We start from the raw sequence: 18,112 nt of genomic DNA on the forward strand, positions 1-18,112 counted from the left end.
GTTGCCTGATGGGAAACAGCGTCTACGCCAACGGAATGGAGGTGTCGTGCAAGTCCAGCTCGGGCAAGTCGATCTGCGCCTTCCCCGATGTCTGCTTCACGCCACCGCAGACGCCGGCCACGCCGCCCGGCGTGCCGATCCCCTACCCGAATACGGCCATGGCGTCGGACACCTCCGACGGTTCCACCTCCGTGAAGAGCTCGGGCCAAGAGATCATGCTCAAGGAGAAGAGCTTCTTCAAGACGAGTACGGGCGACGAGGCCGGCTCGGCACCCAAGAAGAACGTCATCACCAGCAAGACCAAGGGCAAGGCGTATTTCATCGCGTGGTCGATGGACGTGAAGGTCGAAGGCGAGAACGCCGTGCGGCACATGGACATGACCACGCACAACCACGGCTCCAAGCCCGCCGGTGCGCCACCCACCTTGCACGCCGCCTTGCAGGCGATGGGGACCATACCCGACTGCGCGCGCGATGCCGACACCGTCAAGGAACGTTGCGACCCGTGGAAGGACAAGGCCAAGTGCCCCGAGAAGACCCAGAAGGCGATCACCGCCGCTGAAAAGGCACGCCAGAAGGCGAAGGACACACAGGGCGAAAGCTCGAAGGCCTACCAGAACGCCAGCGCAAAGGTCCGAGATCTTTACAAGGACTACGCGGTCGAGATCGAAGCCAATGACTGCCGGCGGGCCTTGCGCTGCGTGCTGGTGCCATACAACAAAGTCAAGAAGGTCGGTTGCTCCAAGCAGACGGGCGACCACCTTGTCGAGAAGGCCACCGTCGAAAGCAACCCCAACTACAGTGCGAGCACCGCCCCCACTGCCATCGTTGAAGGGCCGAGCTACCACATCGGCACTCACGGGCTTGGCCACGAGCGAAGAACCCAGGCCGCCAAGAAAAAGAAGGGCAAGTTCACGGTGCAGAAGTCGGCCGAAGTCGGTGGGCAGGAGCACTGCAAGGTGTTTCCTCTGGCGGAGTGCGACCCCAACTGCATTACCAAACAATTGGTCAAGGGGCACGAAGACATGGGCATGTCCAAGAACGACCCGGCCGACAAGCCCACCCTCAACTCACAGCACAACCAGGACTACCAGGCCGAGTGGGATGCCGACATGGTCGACCTGGACGCCAGCCTTTCCTGAACCCGCAAGGAGAAGACCCCCTATGAGCCGATGGACGGAAAAGTTCAGCTACTGGACCGGCACGCAAATCGCACCCGATCTCCATGCGTTCCTGTTGGGCCGCGACGACCTGATGGAGAAGCGCACGCCGCACACCGTGCTTGCAACGCTCGACAAGGGAACCTGGGTGGCCAAGAGCTTCCCCTGGACGTCCGTCGGTGTCTGCTGGGGCCAGAAGCCCGTGCAGGAACTCGTGCTCGTCGGCCACGAAGGCCACATCGCGGCGGGCCCTGTCGGCAACCTGGCAAGCGAAGACGCCATAGACATCGAGCCGGAAGACGGCAAGGTCGGCCACCTGCGCTGCGCGCGCAGCATCGGGGGGCGTGTCTACATCGGCGGCATGGACCGGCAGATGTACCGGCGCATCCCAGGCGGCTGGGAGCCCCTCGACGAGGGCATGCCGGGTGCAGACGAAGACGTGGTGGGCTTCGAAGCCATCGACGGTTTCAGCGAGAAAGAGATCTACGCCGTCGGGCACGAAGGCGAGATGTGGGAGTTCAACGGCAAGAAGTGGCGCCAGATCTCGAGCCCCACCAACCTCATCCTCCTCGGCGTGCATTGCGCACCCGATGGCTTCGTCTACGTGTCGGGGCAGGCGGGTCTGGTCCTCAAGGGCCGGCACGACGAATGGGAAATCGTCGATCAAACCGCCACGCGAGAAGACATCTGGGACATCGCCTGGTTCAAGGGCACGCTGTACCTCGCAACCCGCGGCGTGCTGTACCACCATCGCGACAACACCACCGAGCCGGTGGACTTCGGCGACACCGACATTCCCTTCACGTTCTACAAGTTCATCGTTTCGGCCGACCAGCTGATCACGGTAGGCTCCAAGGACGTGATGCGCTTCGACGGGGCCACCTGGTCCCGCATCGACTGACGCCATGCCGACTTACGCCCGGCCTCCGGTTTCTGTCGTCGTGCAGCAGCACGTCGACGACGCGATCGCGCAGAGAACAACCCGTTCGGTCCTGGTACGTGCGCCACACGTGCGCCTGCGCCATCTGCGCCGTCTCGACGATCGCCTGGCCGCCAGCCTGGATGGTGTCGCCGTCGCAGGTGCGCCCGGGATCGACATGTGCCGTGCGGCGCTCGCCGAGCCGAACCCAGGCGTCGTCTTCACGCTGGCTGTGCAGGCCATCGATGCGCGCGACACCGACACCCTCGGCCGCCTGATGGCCGTCGCCGAGAGCGTTCCACGAGTGCGCTCTGGCCTGGTGTCGGCCTTTGGGTGGGTCACACCCTCGGCGCTGCGCGGCATCACCACGAGTTTGCTCGCATCGGACAACGGCTTTCTGCGCGGCATCGGCCTGTCGGCTTGCGCGGCCCACCATGTCGACCCCAGCCAGGCCTTGCGAGCTGCGATGGTGGAGCCCGCCTTGGCGCGCCTCGCCACCCGCATCGCGGGTCACCTGGGCCTGCGCGATCTGTTGGGGCAGTGCCTCGACACGCTGCAGATCACTGATGATCTTGCCCTTCGGCTGGCAGCGGCACGTGCCGCTGTCTTGCTGGGCGACCGTGCGACTGCGATCACCAAGCTCCACGCGCTTGCATCAGGGCCGGCCCCGCTGGGTCTGGAGGCGCTGCGTGTCTTGTTGAAACTGCAGACGGCCGATCAGGCGCACGCCCTGCTCAAGGAACTCGCACGGGACGCCAAACAGATCCGGGTCCTCATCACGGCCACGGGCATCAGCGGCGACCCGCATTACGTTCCCTGGCTCATCAAGCAGATGGCCGACCTCAAGCTCAATCGGCTGGCCGGGGAAGCCTTCAGCATGATCACCGGCGCGGACCTGGCCTACATCGATCTCGACATGAAGCCGCCCGAGGAAGCGGTCTTCGGTCCCAACGACGACCCCGCCGATGCCGATGTGGCCATGGACGAAGACGACAGCCTGCCCTGGCCCGACGCGGAAAAGATCAGCGCCTGGTGGCAGGCCAACGGATCTCGGTTCCGCCCCGGCACCCGCTATTTCGTCGGCGAGCAGCCGACGCTGGCGCATTGCCTCTCGGTGCTGAAAAACGGCTTCCAGCGTCAACGCGCCGCCGCCGCCGAGTACCTGTGCTTGCTGAAGCCCGGTACACCGCTGTTTAACGTTGCGGCACCCGCATGGCGGCAAGAGCGCCTGCTGGCGAAGATGGGAAACTGAACCATGCCCAACATCGACGCCAAGACCATCCTCGCCATCTTGGGGCCACTGTTCCTGTTGCTTGCCACCTGGCGCGCCGTTCAGGCCGGTGCACTCGTGCCCCAGGCACGCACCTGGTTCATCGTCGGGACAATCTTTTCGCTCGTCGCCCTGTGGCTCTGGTTCGGCCAGGCGCGCTGACCCTCAAGCGCTATTCCCGATACACCCGAAACCCCATCGTGCTGCCCGCCAGAGTGGGCTCCGCACTCAGCACCGCCTGCGGGGTGAGCGCGGTCAGCGGCGAGGCCCAGCTGCCGCCCTTGAGCACGTATTTCTCGCACGGCGACTTGCCCGCCACGGCGCAGGTCGACGTCCACTGCCACACGTTCCCCGCCCAGTCGTACATGCCGATCGCGTTCGGCAGGAACACACCCACTGGCGAGGTCTGCGGAAAGCCGTCGTTGCACGCCGACTCGCGCCACGGGAAGCCCGCCACCAGCGCGGCCGAGCGGTCGTAGCCGTTGCCGGAGCGGCATTCGACGTAGGGCACCAGCTGGCGGGTGCTGCCTTCGCCGACGTAGCGGCCGGCTTCCACCGCCTCGGCCCATTCGGTTTCGGTGGGCAGGCGGTACTTCTCTTTCGTGCGCTGGCTCAGCCACTGGGTGTACTTCACCGCGTCGTGCCAGCTCACGTTGATCGCGGGGTGCTTGTCGACGCCGAATTCGCCCACGTCGCGCTTCTCGCAGCCTTTGGCGCGCACGCATTGCTCGTAGTCGGCCACGGTCACGGGGAAGGCGCCAATCGCCTTCGATCCCTTGCCCAGCACCACCATGCGCGGGCAGTCGGGGCAGTCGCGCACATAGCTCGGCTCGACGGCGCTGCGCGTGGGCTCGGCGGCGATCACGCTCTCGTAGGCCGCGGCCACCTGCGTGCGCATGCGGCCGGTGGGCGAGAGTTCCAGGTACTTGCGCAGCTCGGCCTTGTTGCGGGTGGCGATTGCCATCTGGAGGCGCTGCTGCTCCGCGTCGGGCGCACCCGGCGTCGCCGTGTCGCCACTCGGCGGGATGAAATAGAAATCGGTCGTGAGCGAGGTGTTCTCCCAGGGCACCTGCTGGCCCTGCGACTCTTCGGTGACACCGACGCGCACACGCTTGAAGACGTCTTCCACCCGCATGCCCGGGGCATTGAGGTTGGCCAGCAAGTGCTTGGTGTAGACGCCGTTGCGGCCCTTGCCGTCGAGCGCCACCTTGCCGGGCGAGGTGGCAAAGGCGACCAGGCTGCCCTTGGGCGCATCGACCGCGGCCAGCCCCGAGCCCTTGGCCGAGGTGAAGGGGTTGTTGCGGCAGGCGTCAAGGATCACGAGGTTGATCGCGGCGCCCTTGCCCTCCAGGCGCTGCAACACGGCGTCGATCTCCACGCCCTGCTCCACCACGTCGCCTTCGCTCTGCACCTTGGCGTCGACCGGCAGGATGTAGTTGCGCCCACGCACCTGCATGCCGTGGCCGGCGTAGTAAAAGAGCGCCACCGTGCCGGGGGTGATCTGGTCGGCGAAGGCGCGCACGCGCGAGTTGATGTCGCGCTTGGTGGTGTTGAGGGCCACCACCGTCTCGAAGCCCCGTGACTTCAACGCCGTGGCGAGGTCGGCCGCGTCGTTGGCCGTGTTGACGAGCGGGGCCACCGCATAGGCGGAGTTGCCGATCAGGAGCGCCACGCGCTTCTGCGCCCACGCCCCACCGGCTGCAGCCAGGCAGACGAACGCCAGCAAGCAGCGGGCAACGAGCCTCACGTGCCGAATCGCGCGGCCGAGCGCGCCTTTGCCTTCTCGGCTTCCACCTCGCGATCGCGCGGCGGTGCGGTCGTGACGAGAGAGCTGATCAGCACGCGCGCCGCCTGGGCCACCTCTTCCACGGCCTTGTCGAACGCCGCCTCGTTCGCCTGCGAGGGCCGGTTGAAGCCCGACAGCTTGCGCACGAACTGCAGCGAGGCATCACGGATCTCGAGCTCCGTGGCCGGCGGCTCGAAGTTGAACAAGGTCTTGATGTTGCGGCACATGCGGAACGCTCCGGCGACTACTTGGCGACCACCACACGGTAATAGGTCTTCGCCTTGTCGGTCTGCAGGGCGACATAAGCCCCGTTGCCCACACGGCCGACGCTGAGCTGTGCCTGCTTGGGTGCGCCGGCAAGCTTCAGTCGGCAGGTCTCGGCGCCGCGCTCCACGTCGTAGCACGAGAGCACGTTGCCGGTGGCCACCACGAGGTAGCGCCAGTTGCCGATGAAGCCGCAGGCGATGGGTGCCGAGGTGCCGTCTTCGCCCGACTCGCGCTTGCCCACCGGGTGCACGGTGTGCAGGTTGAATTCCTGCGCGGCGGCCGTGTCGACCAGGTGCACCCGGCCGCCGTAGGTGCGGCTCAGGCCGCCAAGCCGGTCGACCGCCCAGGTGTAGCCGCCGACCGCGCCCACCTGCCCGTCTGGCGAGACGGCCACGCAGGCCTTGTCTTCGCCGCGCCACATTTCCTTGTTGAGCTTCACCGCCGACACCCAGGGCGCTTCTGCTACCTCTGCCGAGGCCGGGGCCAGCTCCGTCTCGGGCGGGGCACTGGCCACCGCTTCGAGCACCAGCGGCACGCCCTTGGGCAAGGCCGGGCTCACCACCGTGAGGCCGGCGCGCTGGGCGGCACCGTCGATGGCGCGCTGGATCGCGTTGCTGATGGCCGCGCCTTCGGTCAGGCCGTCGGACGGCGGCACGCCGCGCGTGCCCATCTCGTTGAGCGTGAAGGTTTGCACCTTGGCCGACTTGTCGACCAAGCGGAACTCGGCCGTGGCGGTGGCAGTGTAGAAAAGCCCGAGCACCGGCTTCACGCTCACGCTCACGCCCACACGCACGATCTTTTCGATGTCGTACTTGCCGGCGCGCTTCACGAACTCTTCGGCGGTGATCACATGACCCGGGTCGGCGAGGTCGACCCAGCCCTTCTTGAGCTGGCGCGCCTTGGCTTCGTCGAGCACCACGTACTTGGAATCGTTGAGCAGCTCTTCGGCACGGGCCTGCGCCACCTTTTCATAGGCCGCGTATTTCGCGTCGCTCATGTAGGCGGCGACGGAGACCTTGGTGCCCTCCTGGGCCACGGCCAGGCCGGTGATGAAGACACACGCGAGGACGGCCCAAAGTCGTTTCATTGCCAGCTCTGCCCGATGCGCTCGACCAATCGTTTCGCAGCGCTCAATGCCAGGATGTCGGTGGCCATCGCGTCCGACACCGGGTTCCAGCCGGTGAGCGCCTGGTAGGTGTCGTCGATGGGGCTGTCGAGCCCGCGCACCTGGCTCTTCACCGCGCCTTCGAAGCGGTAGCCGGTGGACTTGTCGTCCGGGTCCTGGCGCTTGCCGATGCGGCCTTCGGCGTCGAGGCGGATCTGCGTCACCCCGGACACGGGCTTGGCAGCAGCCGATGCGACCTGCGTGCGCGCCCCGAGCTTCGCGAGCGACTCGCCGAGCGACGCACACGCCTTCACCCACGGCTCGGCCTTGCCCGCGAGGCGCAGGCTGCAGCTGAGTGTGACCTGCCGGCCGGCGAAGTATTCCTTTTGCCGCTCCTGCGCCAATGCCTCGGGCGCACACCCCTGCGCCTCGTTGGCCGCCTTGCGTGCGAGGCACGGGTAGCCGGCTTCGTTGAGCAGCGATACCAGCCGCGGCTGCGCGGCAAAGCCGATCACCGATTCGTCGGGCACCCACGACGCCGCCAGCAGCGTGCGCAGCGGGCGCAGCGCGCGGCCGGCAGCTTCGAGCCGCTCGACAGGGTTGGTCGCGCTCTTGAACTCCGCATAGGCCTGCACGTGCGACTGCGCGAGGCCGAGCAGGCGGGTTTCGTCCTGCTTCATCTTCGCGAGCATCTTGTCGACGCCCCCGAGGCGCGACCTGAGCGCCGCCACCGGCACCTCGGGCACGTCGCGGAAATCGTTGCTGCCGAGCAGCGCTGCGGCAGCCGCTGCCGAGCCTTCGCGCTGCACGAGAGGCTTGGTCGCGTCTTCGGCCAGCGTGAGCATCGCGCCCACCTGCTTCGACAGGCCGATCAGCAGGTCGCGCTTGCGCGCGCGCTCGAAATCGGCACGGCCGATCGACAGCCGCACCCAGGCCTGGCAGCGGCGCGCATCGACCCATTGCTGGTCGGCGCGCACGTTCTGCAGCGTCACGTTGGTGGTGGCCTCGGCCACCGATTCGATGGACGAGCGCAGCACCTGCTTGCCGCCCTCGCTCACCTTGCTGTCGTTGAGCTTCACGCTCGAACTGACCGACACGCGGATGCGCTCGGCCAGCTCCTTGAGCGCAATCGTTCGCGCTGCGGCCAATGCTTCGGGCAGGCGGTCGCCATCGATGCTGGCGGAGCCCACGGCACTCACGGTCGCCGCGTCTTCTGGCGCTTGCGGCGAAGTCCACGCCGGGGCGGTGTCGCCATCGCCGATCACCTTGCAGGCGGCCGATGCAAAGGGGCTGACCGCCAGGCACACCAGCGCCACCACCAGCGCGCCGAACAAGCGGTTGTGTGTCACGTCACTGCACGTTCTTCTGCGACACCTGCGACGGCACCGAGCGGCGGCGGAACTGCTGCAGCAGCATCTCCTCCACGTCGGCCGACGCGGTGGTGTTGGTCTTGGCCACGGCCTCCTTCACGAGGCTGCGGGTGCCGGCGGAGTCGAGCGTCACCTCTGCGCACAGCCACTTGCCTTTGCCGGCAGAGACTTCTTCGAGGCGCGAGACGCGGGTGTTGGTGAGGGCCTTCTCGCTCAGCAACTTGGCGTTGGAGCGGAAGGTCTGCGACGCCTGAGCGCCGGTCTTGGACGCGACCAGCTCGTCGCTTGCCTGGATGTTCACTTCCAGGTTGCGGGCGAGCGTGACGCGTGCGGCAGCCGCCGCCTGCGTGCGGTCCAGCGACAGGTTGCCGCTGGACTCGACGCACTCGGCCGCCGCCACGCCGCCCCCAGCATCGGGCTGCAACACCCAGGCCGGCCAGGGTGAGGCCGGTGGGGTCGATCCACAGGCTGCCAGGATGCCGGCGAATGCCCCGATGGCGAGGATGCGTGGCGTGTCCATCAGAAGCGGATCTTCAGGCCGATGTTGAACACCACTTCGTTGCGGGTGTCGTTGAAGACGTCGGTGCGCTGGTAGCCGAGTTCCTCGAAGAGGCTGGTGGCTTCGCTCAGCGGCTGCTCCAGGCCGGCGAAGATGCCGATGGTGTTGCCGGTGTCGCTCTCGATGGGGCTTTCGGCGCGGGTGATGCCCACGATGCCCTTGCCGTAGAAGAGCATGTTGGACGCCTGCGAAGGCCGGCCGATGTAGTAGGTGGCGCCTGCGGTGATGCCGAGGCTCGTGCTGTCGAAGCCACCGAACTCGAACTTGGTGTAGGTGGCGCCGACGGCGATCGACAGCTTGTCGGTCACGAGGCGTTCATACGTGCCGTTGACGTTGGCCGTCGAATAGTCGTTGGACGAGGTGATGTTGCCGAACAGCGAAACAGCGTTGCGCTTCTCCTGGGCCTGCGCCGACACGGCGGTGGCGCTCAGCGCGACCGCTGCGGCCAACAGTGCAAGTTTCTTCTTCATGGGGTGTGTCCCTCTGTCGGAGCGCGGGCTGCTTGCAGACAGGCCTTGCAGTCGTGGGGCCTCGCGGCCGGCAGGCAGGTGCGCTCGTGGGTGGTGGTCGACTGCGGGCGAAAGTGTCGCATCGGCCCTCCGCGCGGCAACGTGACAAAGGTAATCCGTGGGCCCTTGCGGCAAGAAGCGCCATGGCATGTGCGCAGGCGGTCCTGTCACCGGGGTGGAACATCGGGCACACCCATTGCCCGAGGGGTGGAGCCGCAGCGCGGCTTCCTCAAACCCGTCTACGGAGACTTCACCATGCAGTTCAAATCCACACTCACCGTCATCGCCGCAGCCGCCACTGCACTGGCCATGGGCCTCAGCTACGCTCAGTCGGGCACGGGCGGGACCGCCGGCGGTTCCACCGGCGGCACGGGCAGCACCGCAACCCCTGGCACTCAGGGCTCGCCCAACGGCACGTCCGGCGCAGCGGCCAACCCGGGCTCCTCGGGCACGAGCGCCACCGGGACCAGCACCAGCCCTTCGACCGGTACCACCGGCACGGGCACGATGGGTGGCACGTCTTCCGATCCCAGCAGCACGAGCACCGGCACGGGCACCAGCTCGAGCACCATGGGCACGGGCACCGGCACGAACTCCAGCACGATGGGCACCACCGGCACCAGCCCCAGCACCATGGGCACCGGAACCAGCGACACCCGCAGCAACCGCTCGGGCACCTTGCCGGCCCGCGCCGACCGCGGCTGAGCGACGGCTCAGGAGGCGCTCAACCTTCCATGGCCGACGCGCCCTCCTCCCCCCTCTGGGACGCCGCCGTCATTGGCGGTGGACCGGCGGGTCTCACCACGGCCACCTATCTCGCGCGCTTCCGGCGGCGTGTGCTACTCGTCGACTCGGGAAGCAGCCGCGCGAGCACCATTCCGCTGTCGCGCAACTACCCCGGCTTTCCCGATGGCATCTCGGGCGCGCAGTTGCTCGCCCACATGCGGCGCCAGGCGGAGCGCTACCCCGTTCACACCGTCGAGGGTCGTGTCGACACGCTGGAGCGCAGCGACACCGGCTTCACGCTGCACGGCGAGTCTCTGGGCGCGCCAATCCAGGCCCATCACGTGCTGCTCGCCACCGGCGTCGACGACATCTGGCCCAGCCTGCCCGAGGCCACCACCGCACTGCGCGAAGGCGTGCTGCGCTTCTGCCCGGTGTGCGACGGCTTCGAGGCCGCAGGTCGCCCGGTGGGCGTGCTCACGCGCAGCGTGGCCGGCGTGCGCGAGGCGCTTTACCTGCGCCACTTCACCGACGACGTGACCGTCTTTCTTTCCGACCGCGAGGCGGTACTTCCGGCGGACGAACTGCGCCGCCTGGCCGAGGCCGGCATTGCGGTGGCACAGGCGCACCCCCACGCCTTCGCGCTGTGCGACGGTGGAGTGCAGGTCCGCTTCGGCGACGAGCTGCGCGTCTACGCCGCCCTCTACTCCGCCTTCGGCGTGCAGGTACGGTCGAGGCTCGCGACCGCACTCGGCGCGGCCACCGACGCGATCGGCTACCTCGTCGTCGACGAGCACCAGCAGACCAGCGTGCCCGGCCTCTTCGCCGCGGGCGACGTGGCCAGCGGTCTCAACCAGATCAGCGTCGCCGTGGGCGCCGCGGCCATCGCAGCCTCAGCCATCCACCTCTCGCTCGGCCTGCCCTCCGCCCACGGCCGATAGCCGGCCGCACGGCCATGCACAGGCGCCGCATGACTTTCGTTCATTGCGGGTCTTGGCCCCAACCCGGATAAACGCAACTGTGGGGCCGCCACGCCCGAAGCCGGCAGCCCGTCCCTTGGAGCTCTCATGCATCTCGTGATCCGCGCGCACACCCTGAAAGGCGAAACCCTGTCTCAGGCCATCACCGGCCTTTTCGACGAGCGCGGCGGCACCATCGGCCGCTCAGACACCAACACCCTGAGCCTGCCCGACCCCGAGCGTCATATCTCGCGCCTGCAGGCCGAGGTGTGGTTCAGCAACGGCGGCTTTTCCATCCGCAACGTCGGCAGCGCCAACGCGATCACCGTCAACGGCCGCCCCATCAACCCGGGCGAAGGCACCAACCTCGCCAACGGCGACGAGATCGTGGTCGGCAGCTACAGCATGCGCGCCACGCTCGGCGCGGCCGTCGACCCCGCCGCCACGCAGCCGGTGGCGGTCGACCCGCGCACGGTGATCAAGTCGTCGGCGACCGAAGGCAAGACCAACCCACGCCCGCGCTCGTCCCTGGGCGGCGCCACCATTGCCGGCACGACGAGCGCCTCCAATCCCTTCGCCGACCTGCTGGGCAGCGCGGTGAAACCCGCTGCCGACGACCCTTTCGCCGGCCTCTTGGGCGGCCAGCCGGCCAACCCGCCGACCACCGCCGTGCACGTGCGCACGCCGGTACCGCCGGCCCCTGCAGCACCCGCCCCGGCGCCCACACCGGCCCCGGTGGCCGTGCGCCTGCCCGACGACTTCGACCCCTTCGCCGACCTCGCCCCGGCGCCGACTGCCAGCCCCGCGCAGACGGGCCTGGCCGGCTTCATGGCTGGCAGCCCTGCCGCGCCCACGCCGCCGTCGGCCCTGCCCGCCGACCTGGGCCTCGGCGACCTGATCGGCTCGCCGCCCGCGCAGTCGAGCAGCCTCGATGCGATGTTCGGCCTGGGCGCAGCGCCCTCGCCCGGCGCCGACCCGCTGGCTGGCTTCCTGGCCACGCCGGCCTCGGGCGCGAAGGATGCGCCGCCCGACAACAAGGACCCGATGGCCATGTTCGGCGGCGCCGCGTCGGCCCCGGCAGCACCGGCCGCGCCCACCGCCTCGAACCACACACCCGAGCTGCGCGCGGCCTACGTGCCTCCGGCCGTGCAGGCACCCAAGCCGGTGCCAGCGCCACCAGTTCCGGTTCAGGCGCCCGCGCCCGCGCCAGCCGCCAGCCTCTTCAAGGCACCGCCCCCGCCCGCACCGCGCAGCGATCCCGAGACGGTGCCCGGCGTGAAACCCTCGCGCCTGGTGTTCGACTCGGCGCATGCGCCGCTCGACGAGATCCCACCTGCCACCGCCCCGCAGGCACCCGCCGCCGCAGGCCCATCGGCACCGCCCGACGCGCTGTGGGCCGCCTTCTGCGAAGGCGCCGGTGTCAACATCAAGCTGCCGCAGGGCCTCACGCCCGAGATGATGAAGATCATCGGCCAGGTGATGCACCACGCCATCGACGGCACCATCAAGCTCGTGCACATCCGCGCCGCGGCCAAGCAGGAGATGAAGGCCGACGTGACCACCATCCAGGCGCGCAACAACAACCCGCTCAAGTTCTCGCCCGATGCCGGCGTGGCCATCGAGCAGCTGCTCCAGCCGCCCATGCGCGGCTTCATGATGGGCCCGGTGGCGGTGAACGACGTGATGGACGACCTGCTCGGCCACGCCATCGGCACCATGGCCGGCATGCGTGCGGCGCTCACCGGCGTGCTCGACAAGTTCGAGCCCGGCAAGCTCGAGAACAAGCTCGCCGGCAACTCGGTGCTCGACAGCGTGCTGCCGATGAACCGCCGCGCCAAGCTGTGGGAGCTGTACCTGCAGCACTACAAGCGCATCCGCGAAGACGCGCAGGAAGACTTCCACGACCTCTTCGGCAAGGCCTTCGTCGAGGCCTACGAAGAGCAGCTCGATCGCCTCGACCAGGCGCGCCACCCTTCCGTCTGACCCGTGCGAATGCTCGAGATCGAGATCGCCGCCCGCAGCGAGGTGGGTGGGCGCAACCACAACGAAGACGACCTGCGCCACGGGCACAACGGGCCGTTCTGGTACGCCGTGCTGTCCGACGGCGCGGGCGGCCACAAGGGCGGCGCCATCGCGTCCGACCTGGTGGTGCGCCTCACCGCCCATGCGCTGCAAAACGCCGTCCAGGCCTCACCCGGCGAGCTCACGCAGCTCGTGCTGCAGGCACACGACGCGGTGGTGCAGCAGCAGGAGAAACAGCAACGCGACCGCATGCACGCCACGCTCGTCGCCCTTTGGATCGACACGCGGCGCGAGGAGGCGCTGTGGACGCACGTGGGTGACTCGCGCCTCTACCTTCTGCGCCACGGCCGCGTGCTGCACGTGACGCAAGACGACAGCGTCGTGCAGCAGATGGTCGCGGCCGGCTACCTCACCCCAGAAGAAGCGCTCAACCACCCCAAGAAGAACCAGTTGCTGGCCGCGATGGGCACCGAAGGCGGCATCGAGCCCAACACCACCGAGCGCGCCGCACCTGTCGAAGACGGCGATGCGTTCCTGCTGTGCAGCGATGGCTGGTGGGAGCACTTCGGCCCGCGCGACATCGAGGCGCACTTCGCCGTGGCCGCCTCGCCCGCCGATTGGCTGCAGCGCATGGCCGAGCACATCGAGCGTCACGCGACCCCGCGACAAGACAACTACAGCGCCATCGCGGTATGGGTGGGCGACCCGGCCGAAACCACCCGGCTCAACAGCCTCTGGGGTGACACCGTGCCCGGGCCGCTGCCTCCGGGGGCCGGGTGACCTTGGTCGCTTTCACGCAGGCCCCGTTTCGTTCAATATCCAGACCGTCAGAAGACCCGCAGGAGATCGCCATGCGCACCACCCCCCGCCCCGCCTTGAAGCTCGTCGCCACCTTGCTGGCCGCCACCCTGTGCGCCTCGCCCTGGGCGCAGGAGAGCACCACGCTGCTCAAGGGCAACAAGGTCACCGAGGCCAACCTGCTGGACGCCCTCACCCCCGAGCCCGCCCCGGTGCTCACCCGCAGCCTGAAGGTCAGCCGCGACAACAGCGCCGGCGTGCTGGCCGCGCCGAAGAAGAAGGCCAGCGCTTCGCTGCTCATCACCTTCGAGACCAATTCCGCCGAACTCACCTCCAACGCCAAGCAGCAGCTCGACGTGGTAGCCGCCGCGCTCAAGAACGACCGACTGGCGGACTACACCTTCAACGTGGAAGGGCACGCGGACCCGCGCGGGAATTCCGACGCCAACATGCTGCTGTCGCAGCAGCGTGCCGAGAGCGTGCGGGAGTACCTGATGGCTCAGCACGGCATCGCGGCTGATCGGCTGAAGGCAGAGGGCAAGGGGGACACCGACTTGCTCAACAAGAAGGTCGTAGCGGCGCCGGAGAATCGGCGGGTGACGATCGTGACGAATCAGCCTTGAGTTTTTGACTGCGTGGCGGGTTGCCGGGTCCCGGCCCGGCGGCCGACCTACGGTGGCGGGAGCGCCCTGCGCCCCCTTTCAAGCACGAGGCGAAGCGAGCCGAGAGTACGAGGCCCGCGAAGCGGGCGAGGGTCTCCCGGGGGCCCTTGAGAGCCGTCGAGCAGCGCAGGGCTTGGGGTGGCGTGCGAAGCACGCTTCGTGAACTGACTTCGGGCAGCTGTCTGAACGCAGCGAGCGAAGCTCGCGGAGTGAGTTCTGCCCGACACCCCAAGACCGAGCAGCGCAGAGCAGTCGGCCCTAGGCCGACCGAGCGAACGGGGTGCCCTTTCTTTTGGTTCCTTTTCTTTGGGCAAGCAAAGAAAAGGGACTCGCCCGCCGGGGCGAAATCCCGGCAAAGCCACCCACGCAGTGCATCACCTCCGCCGCATCCCCCTCCGCATCTGCGCCAACGGCCTCTGCCCCTGCAACTGCCGCTCGATCCCCGCGTTGAGCGACTCACGCAGCAGATGCACCTCTTCCACGTGCCCGTAAACACCGGGAAAGCGCAGATCCAGCCACAACCACAGCGTGCAAGACCGCAGCGCCTGCTCCATGCGATCCAGGCGGCTGTGCCCATCGACCGCATCGAGGAACCATGGCCTCCCCGCCTTGCCCACGAGCGCATGCGCCCCCGCCCATTCCAGGAACTCCACCACCTGCCCTTCGGCCCGCGTATCGACCGGCGCCTGCGCATAGACGAAGCGCTGCTTGAGCGACAGACGCGAGGCCACCCGATCCAGCTCGGCCGCAAGGTTAAGCATCTGCTCCAGCTCGGCCACCGCGAAGTGCGCATCGTCGAGCCGCAGCTGCTCCATGAACACATCGAGCACTTCGCGCAGGCGTGTCTTGCCCAGTCGCGCCGCGATCGTGTCCACATGCCACCCGTTGGGCGCCACCGGCGCCTTGAAGTGGCGCGGGGCCCTTGGTTGCTTGCCGAGCAGGTCTTTCAGCACCTTCGCAGCATTGGGCTCGGCTTCCTTTAGCACGCCCACGAAGCCTTCTTCGTGGATGCCGAATCGCCCGGCGCGCCCGGCGATCTGGTGCACCTCGGATTCGTCGAGCGTGCGGTCGGCCACACCATCGAACTTGGTCATGGTGCTGAAGAGCACGCGCCGGATCGGCAGGTTGAGCCCCATGCCGATGGCATCGGTCGCCACGAGGATGTGGGACTCGCCGGTGGCGAAACGCTCGGCCTCGCGGCGGCGCACCTCGGGTGGCAATGCACCGTAGACCACCGACACCGGGTGGCCGCTGGCGGAGATCTGGTCACGCAGGGTGAGCACATCGCGCCGGCTGAAGGCGACCACCGCATCGCCGTGCTTCAGTGCCGACACCGTCACCGGGTGCGGCAGCAGCTCCACGTGCTGCTTGCGCTCGAAATGGCGCACGCTGCAGCGCTCGCCGCACAGGCCGAGCAGGTTCTCGATTGCCGGCACCGCAAACGCCGAGCAGATGATGATGACCTCGTTGGCCGGCACGCCGACGATGGCCTGCGTCCACGCCCAGCCGCGGTACGGGTCGAAGATCATCTGCGCTTCGTCGATCACCGCCACGTCGACCGGGATGCGCGTGGCCATCATCTCGATGGTGCTCGACACCACCTGCGCATGGTCCGCCGGCTGGTTCTCCTCGCCCGTGAGCAGCGAGCACGGCACCCCGCGCGCCACCAGGCGATCACGCCCTTCGAGCGCCAGCAGCCGCAAGGGCGCGAGGTACACGCCGTTGTGCGCCTGTGCGAGCTGCTCGAAGGCCGCGTGCGTCTTGCCACTGTTGGGCGGGCCCACATAGAGCGTCACACTGCGTTGCAGCTGGCGTGCGAGTTCGAAGGTGTCGGGGTAGCCCTGGAAGGCCAGCTCGTGGTTCAGGCCTTCGAGCGTTTCGAGTTCGCGCGCACGATGGGCCCAGCGCTCCTGGGCGCGCGTGCAGGCGTCGGCCACCACCTCGGGGCTGGTGGTCGCGTGGGTGAGAGCGCATTCCGACTGCAGGCGCGGCAACAGGGAATCGAGATGGCCCGGGCTGTGCACCCGGCTGCGCGCCACGAGGCGGTCGAGGTGCGCCTGCAGCGCCTGCGCGTGCGGGTAGTCGGGCGTGGGGCCGAGCGCCTCGCGCAGGGCGTCCTGGTCGCCGCTGCGGTAGTAGGCCCAGACGGCATCGGCCGGCACCGGCACGTGGTGCAGCACCGGCACCTGCCAGCCGGGCTCGGCGAGCTTGAGCACGTGGCTCACCACGCGCGACCAGCTGGCGCCTTCGCGCGAGATGCCGAGCGCATCGAGCTCGGCGGTGCGGTCGAGCATCGCCTGCCGCACGTCGGGCCCGGTGCCCACGGCGTCGAGGTGCCGCAGCGCCATGTCCATCAGCTCGGGGGCGATCCAGCGGCTGGGCCGCGCACCCGACACCGCCTTTTGCAGCAGCACGAGGCCCTGGTCGTCGAGGCGGGCTTCGACTTCGGCGCCTCGCTCGCCTTCGTAGTCGCTCGGCTTCACGACCTGCGGCAGCAGGTAGGCCGCCTGCCGGATGCGCTCGAAGGCTTGTTTGTCGATGTGCGGCGGCACCCGGCGCGCATGCCGGGGGTTGGGGAGGTTCAGTATGGCTTCGGACATGGCAGGGCGAGGGGCGACATCGTACCGGGGCGGCGCCCCGCACTCCCACGGCGACCCTGCGGCACAACGTGTTTCAAAGCCGGATTCGCGGGACGAGGGTGATGGTTGTACCCTTCATTCCCCCTGTGAACCCAAGACATTTTCTGCATGTTCGGTCGATCAAAACCCGTGGTGCTCGAGTCGTATGGCCACCGGCGCAAGCGTGGCCGCCCTCCCCGCTGGCTGGTGCTCCTGCTCAGTGGCGTGGCGGTCGGTGTCGCGGGCGTGCTGGTGGTGCAGGAGCGCTACCTCCCGCCACGCCTGTCGGCGAGTGAGTCGTCCAAGCTGCGCACGGCCTACGACACCACCGAAGCCGAGCGCAAGCGCCTGCAGGAAGCCCTTGGCGAAGCTGAGCGGAAACTCGCCACCACCACCACCCAGAACAAGGCGCTGCAAGACGAACTCGCCGGCAGCCGCACACGCATCGAGCGGCTCAACCAGGACCTCGCCACCACCGTCGAGGCCCTGCCTCCCGACCCTCGCGGCGGCACGGTCGAGGTGCGCGCCGGCAAGTTCACCGTACGCGGCGGGTCGCTCGTCTACGACGTGGTGCTCGCACGCGACCGCGCCGGCAACAAGCCCACCACGGGTGTGTTGCAGTTGCAGGTGGTCGGCAGTTCCGCCAAGAGCCCCCAGGCCACCGTGGCGCTGAAGCCGGTGCCGCTGTCGTTCACCTCGCATGAGGTCGTGAGCGGCAGCCAGCCGCTGCCCGAAGGCTTCAAGGCACGCGAGGCCACGGTGCAGGTGCTCGACCGCCCCGCGGGCCGCGCCCTGGGCATGCGGGTGATGCTGGTGAAGTAAGGATCGTCCGACACGGATTTCGTCCGTGGAAACCCCTGGTTTGGAACGAGCGTTGCCCGAGCTTCTGCACCGGGACCTTCGTTTCGGGCAAAGGAGTTTCAAAGATGAAAGACGTATCCAAGACCTTGAGCATCGCCGCTGTCATCGCCATGGTGAGCGCCGCAGGCGTGACCATCGCCCAGACCACGAGCGACTCGCTTCCGAACAGCAACTCGCCCAACGCGGCATCCGCCCCTGAGGCGCGCCCGTCGACCGAAAACAACCCGCAGAACTCGGCCCTTCCGGCCAACGAAGGCAACAGCTCGGCAACCCCGGGCGCTGCCGCCACCCCGACGCTTGAACAGCGCCAGGAAGGCTCGGGCAGCATGGGCTCGCGCAACACGCCTGACGTGGGCACCAGCAGCAGCACCGACTCGTCCTCGTCGAGCTCGTCGACGATGGACAGCAGCTCCACCACGACCTCTCCGTCCAGCGACACCTCGAGCAGCAGCAGCACGATGGACAGCTCGTCCAGCAGCGAACTGCCGGCGCGCGCCGACCGTGGCTAAGCGCTTCGGTGGAGA

General features: G+C 68.2%; 18 protein-coding genes. 10 read left to right on the plus strand and 8 right to left on the minus strand.

Annotated features, from left to right (window positions below; all coding sequences use genetic code 11):
* The first annotated feature begins 8 nt into the window (after window positions 1-8).
* The 4 genes from RXV79_RS14230 to RXV79_RS14245 are packed head-to-tail and all read left to right on the plus strand — an operon-like array spanning window position 9 to window position 3,511.
* Entirely contained in the window at window positions 9-1,142 is a 1,134-nt protein-coding gene (locus RXV79_RS14230) for a DUF4150 domain-containing protein (RefSeq protein ID WP_316698354.1), read from the plus strand.
* Between the two features lie 22 nt (window positions 1,143-1,164).
* Complete coding sequence (locus RXV79_RS14235) at window positions 1,165-2,061, plus strand: hypothetical protein (protein ID WP_316698356.1); 897 nt, start codon at window positions 1,165-1,167, stop codon at window positions 2,059-2,061.
* Between the two features lie 4 nt (window positions 2,062-2,065).
* Window positions 2,066-3,331 (plus strand): TIGR02270 family protein, encoded by a 1,266-nt coding sequence (locus RXV79_RS14240; protein WP_316698359.1) that lies wholly within the window; start codon window positions 2,066-2,068, stop codon window positions 3,329-3,331.
* Between the two features lie 3 nt (window positions 3,332-3,334).
* On the plus strand, window positions 3,335-3,511 hold the full coding sequence (locus RXV79_RS14245) for a hypothetical protein (RefSeq protein WP_316698361.1): 177 nt from the start codon (window positions 3,335-3,337) through the stop codon (window positions 3,509-3,511).
* A 10-nt stretch (window positions 3,512-3,521) separates the two neighbouring features.
* Here the strand turns inward: RXV79_RS14245 and RXV79_RS14250 are convergent, their stop codons facing one another.
* From RXV79_RS14250 to RXV79_RS14280, 7 genes are all read right to left on the minus strand, one after another.
* Window positions 3,522-5,096 (minus strand): caspase family protein, encoded by a 1,575-nt coding sequence (locus RXV79_RS14250; RefSeq protein ID WP_316698363.1) that lies wholly within the window; start codon window positions 5,094-5,096, stop codon window positions 3,522-3,524.
* Window positions 5,093-5,362, minus strand: a complete 270-nt coding sequence (locus RXV79_RS14255; protein WP_316698364.1) for a DUF2277 domain-containing protein — start codon at window positions 5,360-5,362, stop codon at window positions 5,093-5,095. Before RXV79_RS14255 ends, RXV79_RS14250 begins: the two co-directional genes overlap by 4 nt.
* A gap of 17 nt (window positions 5,363-5,379) precedes the next feature.
* Complete coding sequence (locus tag RXV79_RS14260) at window positions 5,380-6,489, minus strand: hypothetical protein (RefSeq protein WP_316698367.1); 1,110 nt, start codon at window positions 6,487-6,489, stop codon at window positions 5,380-5,382.
* The gene (locus tag RXV79_RS14265; RefSeq protein WP_316698369.1) at window positions 6,486-7,856 is read right to left on the minus strand and encodes a hypothetical protein; all 1,371 of its coding nucleotides are present in this window, start codon (window positions 7,854-7,856) and stop codon (window positions 6,486-6,488) included. Before RXV79_RS14265 ends, RXV79_RS14260 begins: the two co-directional genes overlap by 4 nt.
* 1 nt (window position 7,857) lies before the next feature.
* Window positions 7,858-8,397 (minus strand): hypothetical protein, encoded by a 540-nt coding sequence (locus RXV79_RS14270; protein ID WP_316698371.1) that lies wholly within the window; start codon window positions 8,395-8,397, stop codon window positions 7,858-7,860.
* The gene (locus RXV79_RS14275; RefSeq protein ID WP_316698372.1) at window positions 8,397-8,906 is read right to left on the minus strand and encodes an outer membrane beta-barrel protein; all 510 of its coding nucleotides are present in this window, start codon (window positions 8,904-8,906) and stop codon (window positions 8,397-8,399) included. Before RXV79_RS14275 ends, RXV79_RS14270 begins: the two co-directional genes overlap by 1 nt.
* A gap of 434 nt (window positions 8,907-9,340) precedes the next feature.
* Window positions 9,341-9,601: a hypothetical protein gene (locus RXV79_RS14280; RefSeq protein ID WP_316698374.1), complete on the minus strand. Its 261-nt coding sequence runs from the start codon at window positions 9,599-9,601 to the stop codon at window positions 9,341-9,343.
* A gap of 78 nt (window positions 9,602-9,679) precedes the next feature.
* Here RXV79_RS14280 and RXV79_RS14285 point away from each other — a divergent pair, with 78 nt between their 5' ends.
* The 4 genes from RXV79_RS14285 (at window position 9,680) to RXV79_RS14300 (ending at window position 14,070) form a co-directional block, all read left to right on the plus strand.
* Window positions 9,680-10,609: an NAD(P)/FAD-dependent oxidoreductase gene (locus tag RXV79_RS14285; RefSeq protein WP_316698376.1), complete on the plus strand. Its 930-nt coding sequence runs from the start codon at window positions 9,680-9,682 to the stop codon at window positions 10,607-10,609.
* Window positions 10,610-10,735: 126 nt separating this feature from the next.
* Window positions 10,736-12,610: a type VI secretion system-associated FHA domain protein TagH gene (gene tagH / locus RXV79_RS14290; RefSeq protein WP_316698379.1), complete on the plus strand. Its 1,875-nt coding sequence runs from the start codon at window positions 10,736-10,738 to the stop codon at window positions 12,608-12,610.
* Between the two features lie 9 nt (window positions 12,611-12,619).
* Window positions 12,620-13,429 carry a PP2C family protein-serine/threonine phosphatase gene (locus RXV79_RS14295; RefSeq protein WP_316698381.1) on the plus strand — a complete coding sequence of 270 codons (810 nt, stop codon included), beginning with the start codon at window positions 12,620-12,622 and terminating at the stop codon, window positions 13,427-13,429.
* 71 nt (window positions 13,430-13,500) lie between these two features.
* A complete protein-coding gene (locus RXV79_RS14300; RefSeq protein ID WP_316698383.1) occupies window positions 13,501-14,070 on the plus strand; it encodes an OmpA family protein in 570 nt (189 codons plus the stop codon).
* A gap of 413 nt (window positions 14,071-14,483) precedes the next feature.
* Here the strand turns inward: RXV79_RS14300 and RXV79_RS14305 are convergent, their stop codons facing one another.
* The gene (locus tag RXV79_RS14305; protein ID WP_316698386.1) at window positions 14,484-16,709 is read right to left on the minus strand and encodes a helicase-related protein; all 2,226 of its coding nucleotides are present in this window, start codon (window positions 16,707-16,709) and stop codon (window positions 14,484-14,486) included.
* A 147-nt stretch (window positions 16,710-16,856) separates the two neighbouring features.
* Between RXV79_RS14305 and RXV79_RS14310 the strand changes: the two genes are divergently transcribed.
* Together RXV79_RS14310 and RXV79_RS14315 are read left to right on the plus strand one after the other, a co-directional pair.
* Window positions 16,857-17,549, plus strand: a complete 693-nt coding sequence (locus tag RXV79_RS14310; protein ID WP_316698388.1) for a hypothetical protein — start codon at window positions 16,857-16,859, stop codon at window positions 17,547-17,549.
* A gap of 104 nt (window positions 17,550-17,653) precedes the next feature.
* Window positions 17,654-18,097, plus strand: coding sequence for a hypothetical protein (locus tag RXV79_RS14315; protein ID WP_316698390.1), 444 nt, complete (start codon window positions 17,654-17,656; stop codon window positions 18,095-18,097).
* Window positions 18,098-18,112 lie beyond the last annotated feature (15 nt).

This window comes from Piscinibacter gummiphilus (assembly GCF_032681285.1).
Lineage (GTDB): Bacteria > Pseudomonadota > Gammaproteobacteria > Burkholderiales > Burkholderiaceae_C > Rhizobacter > Rhizobacter gummiphilus_A.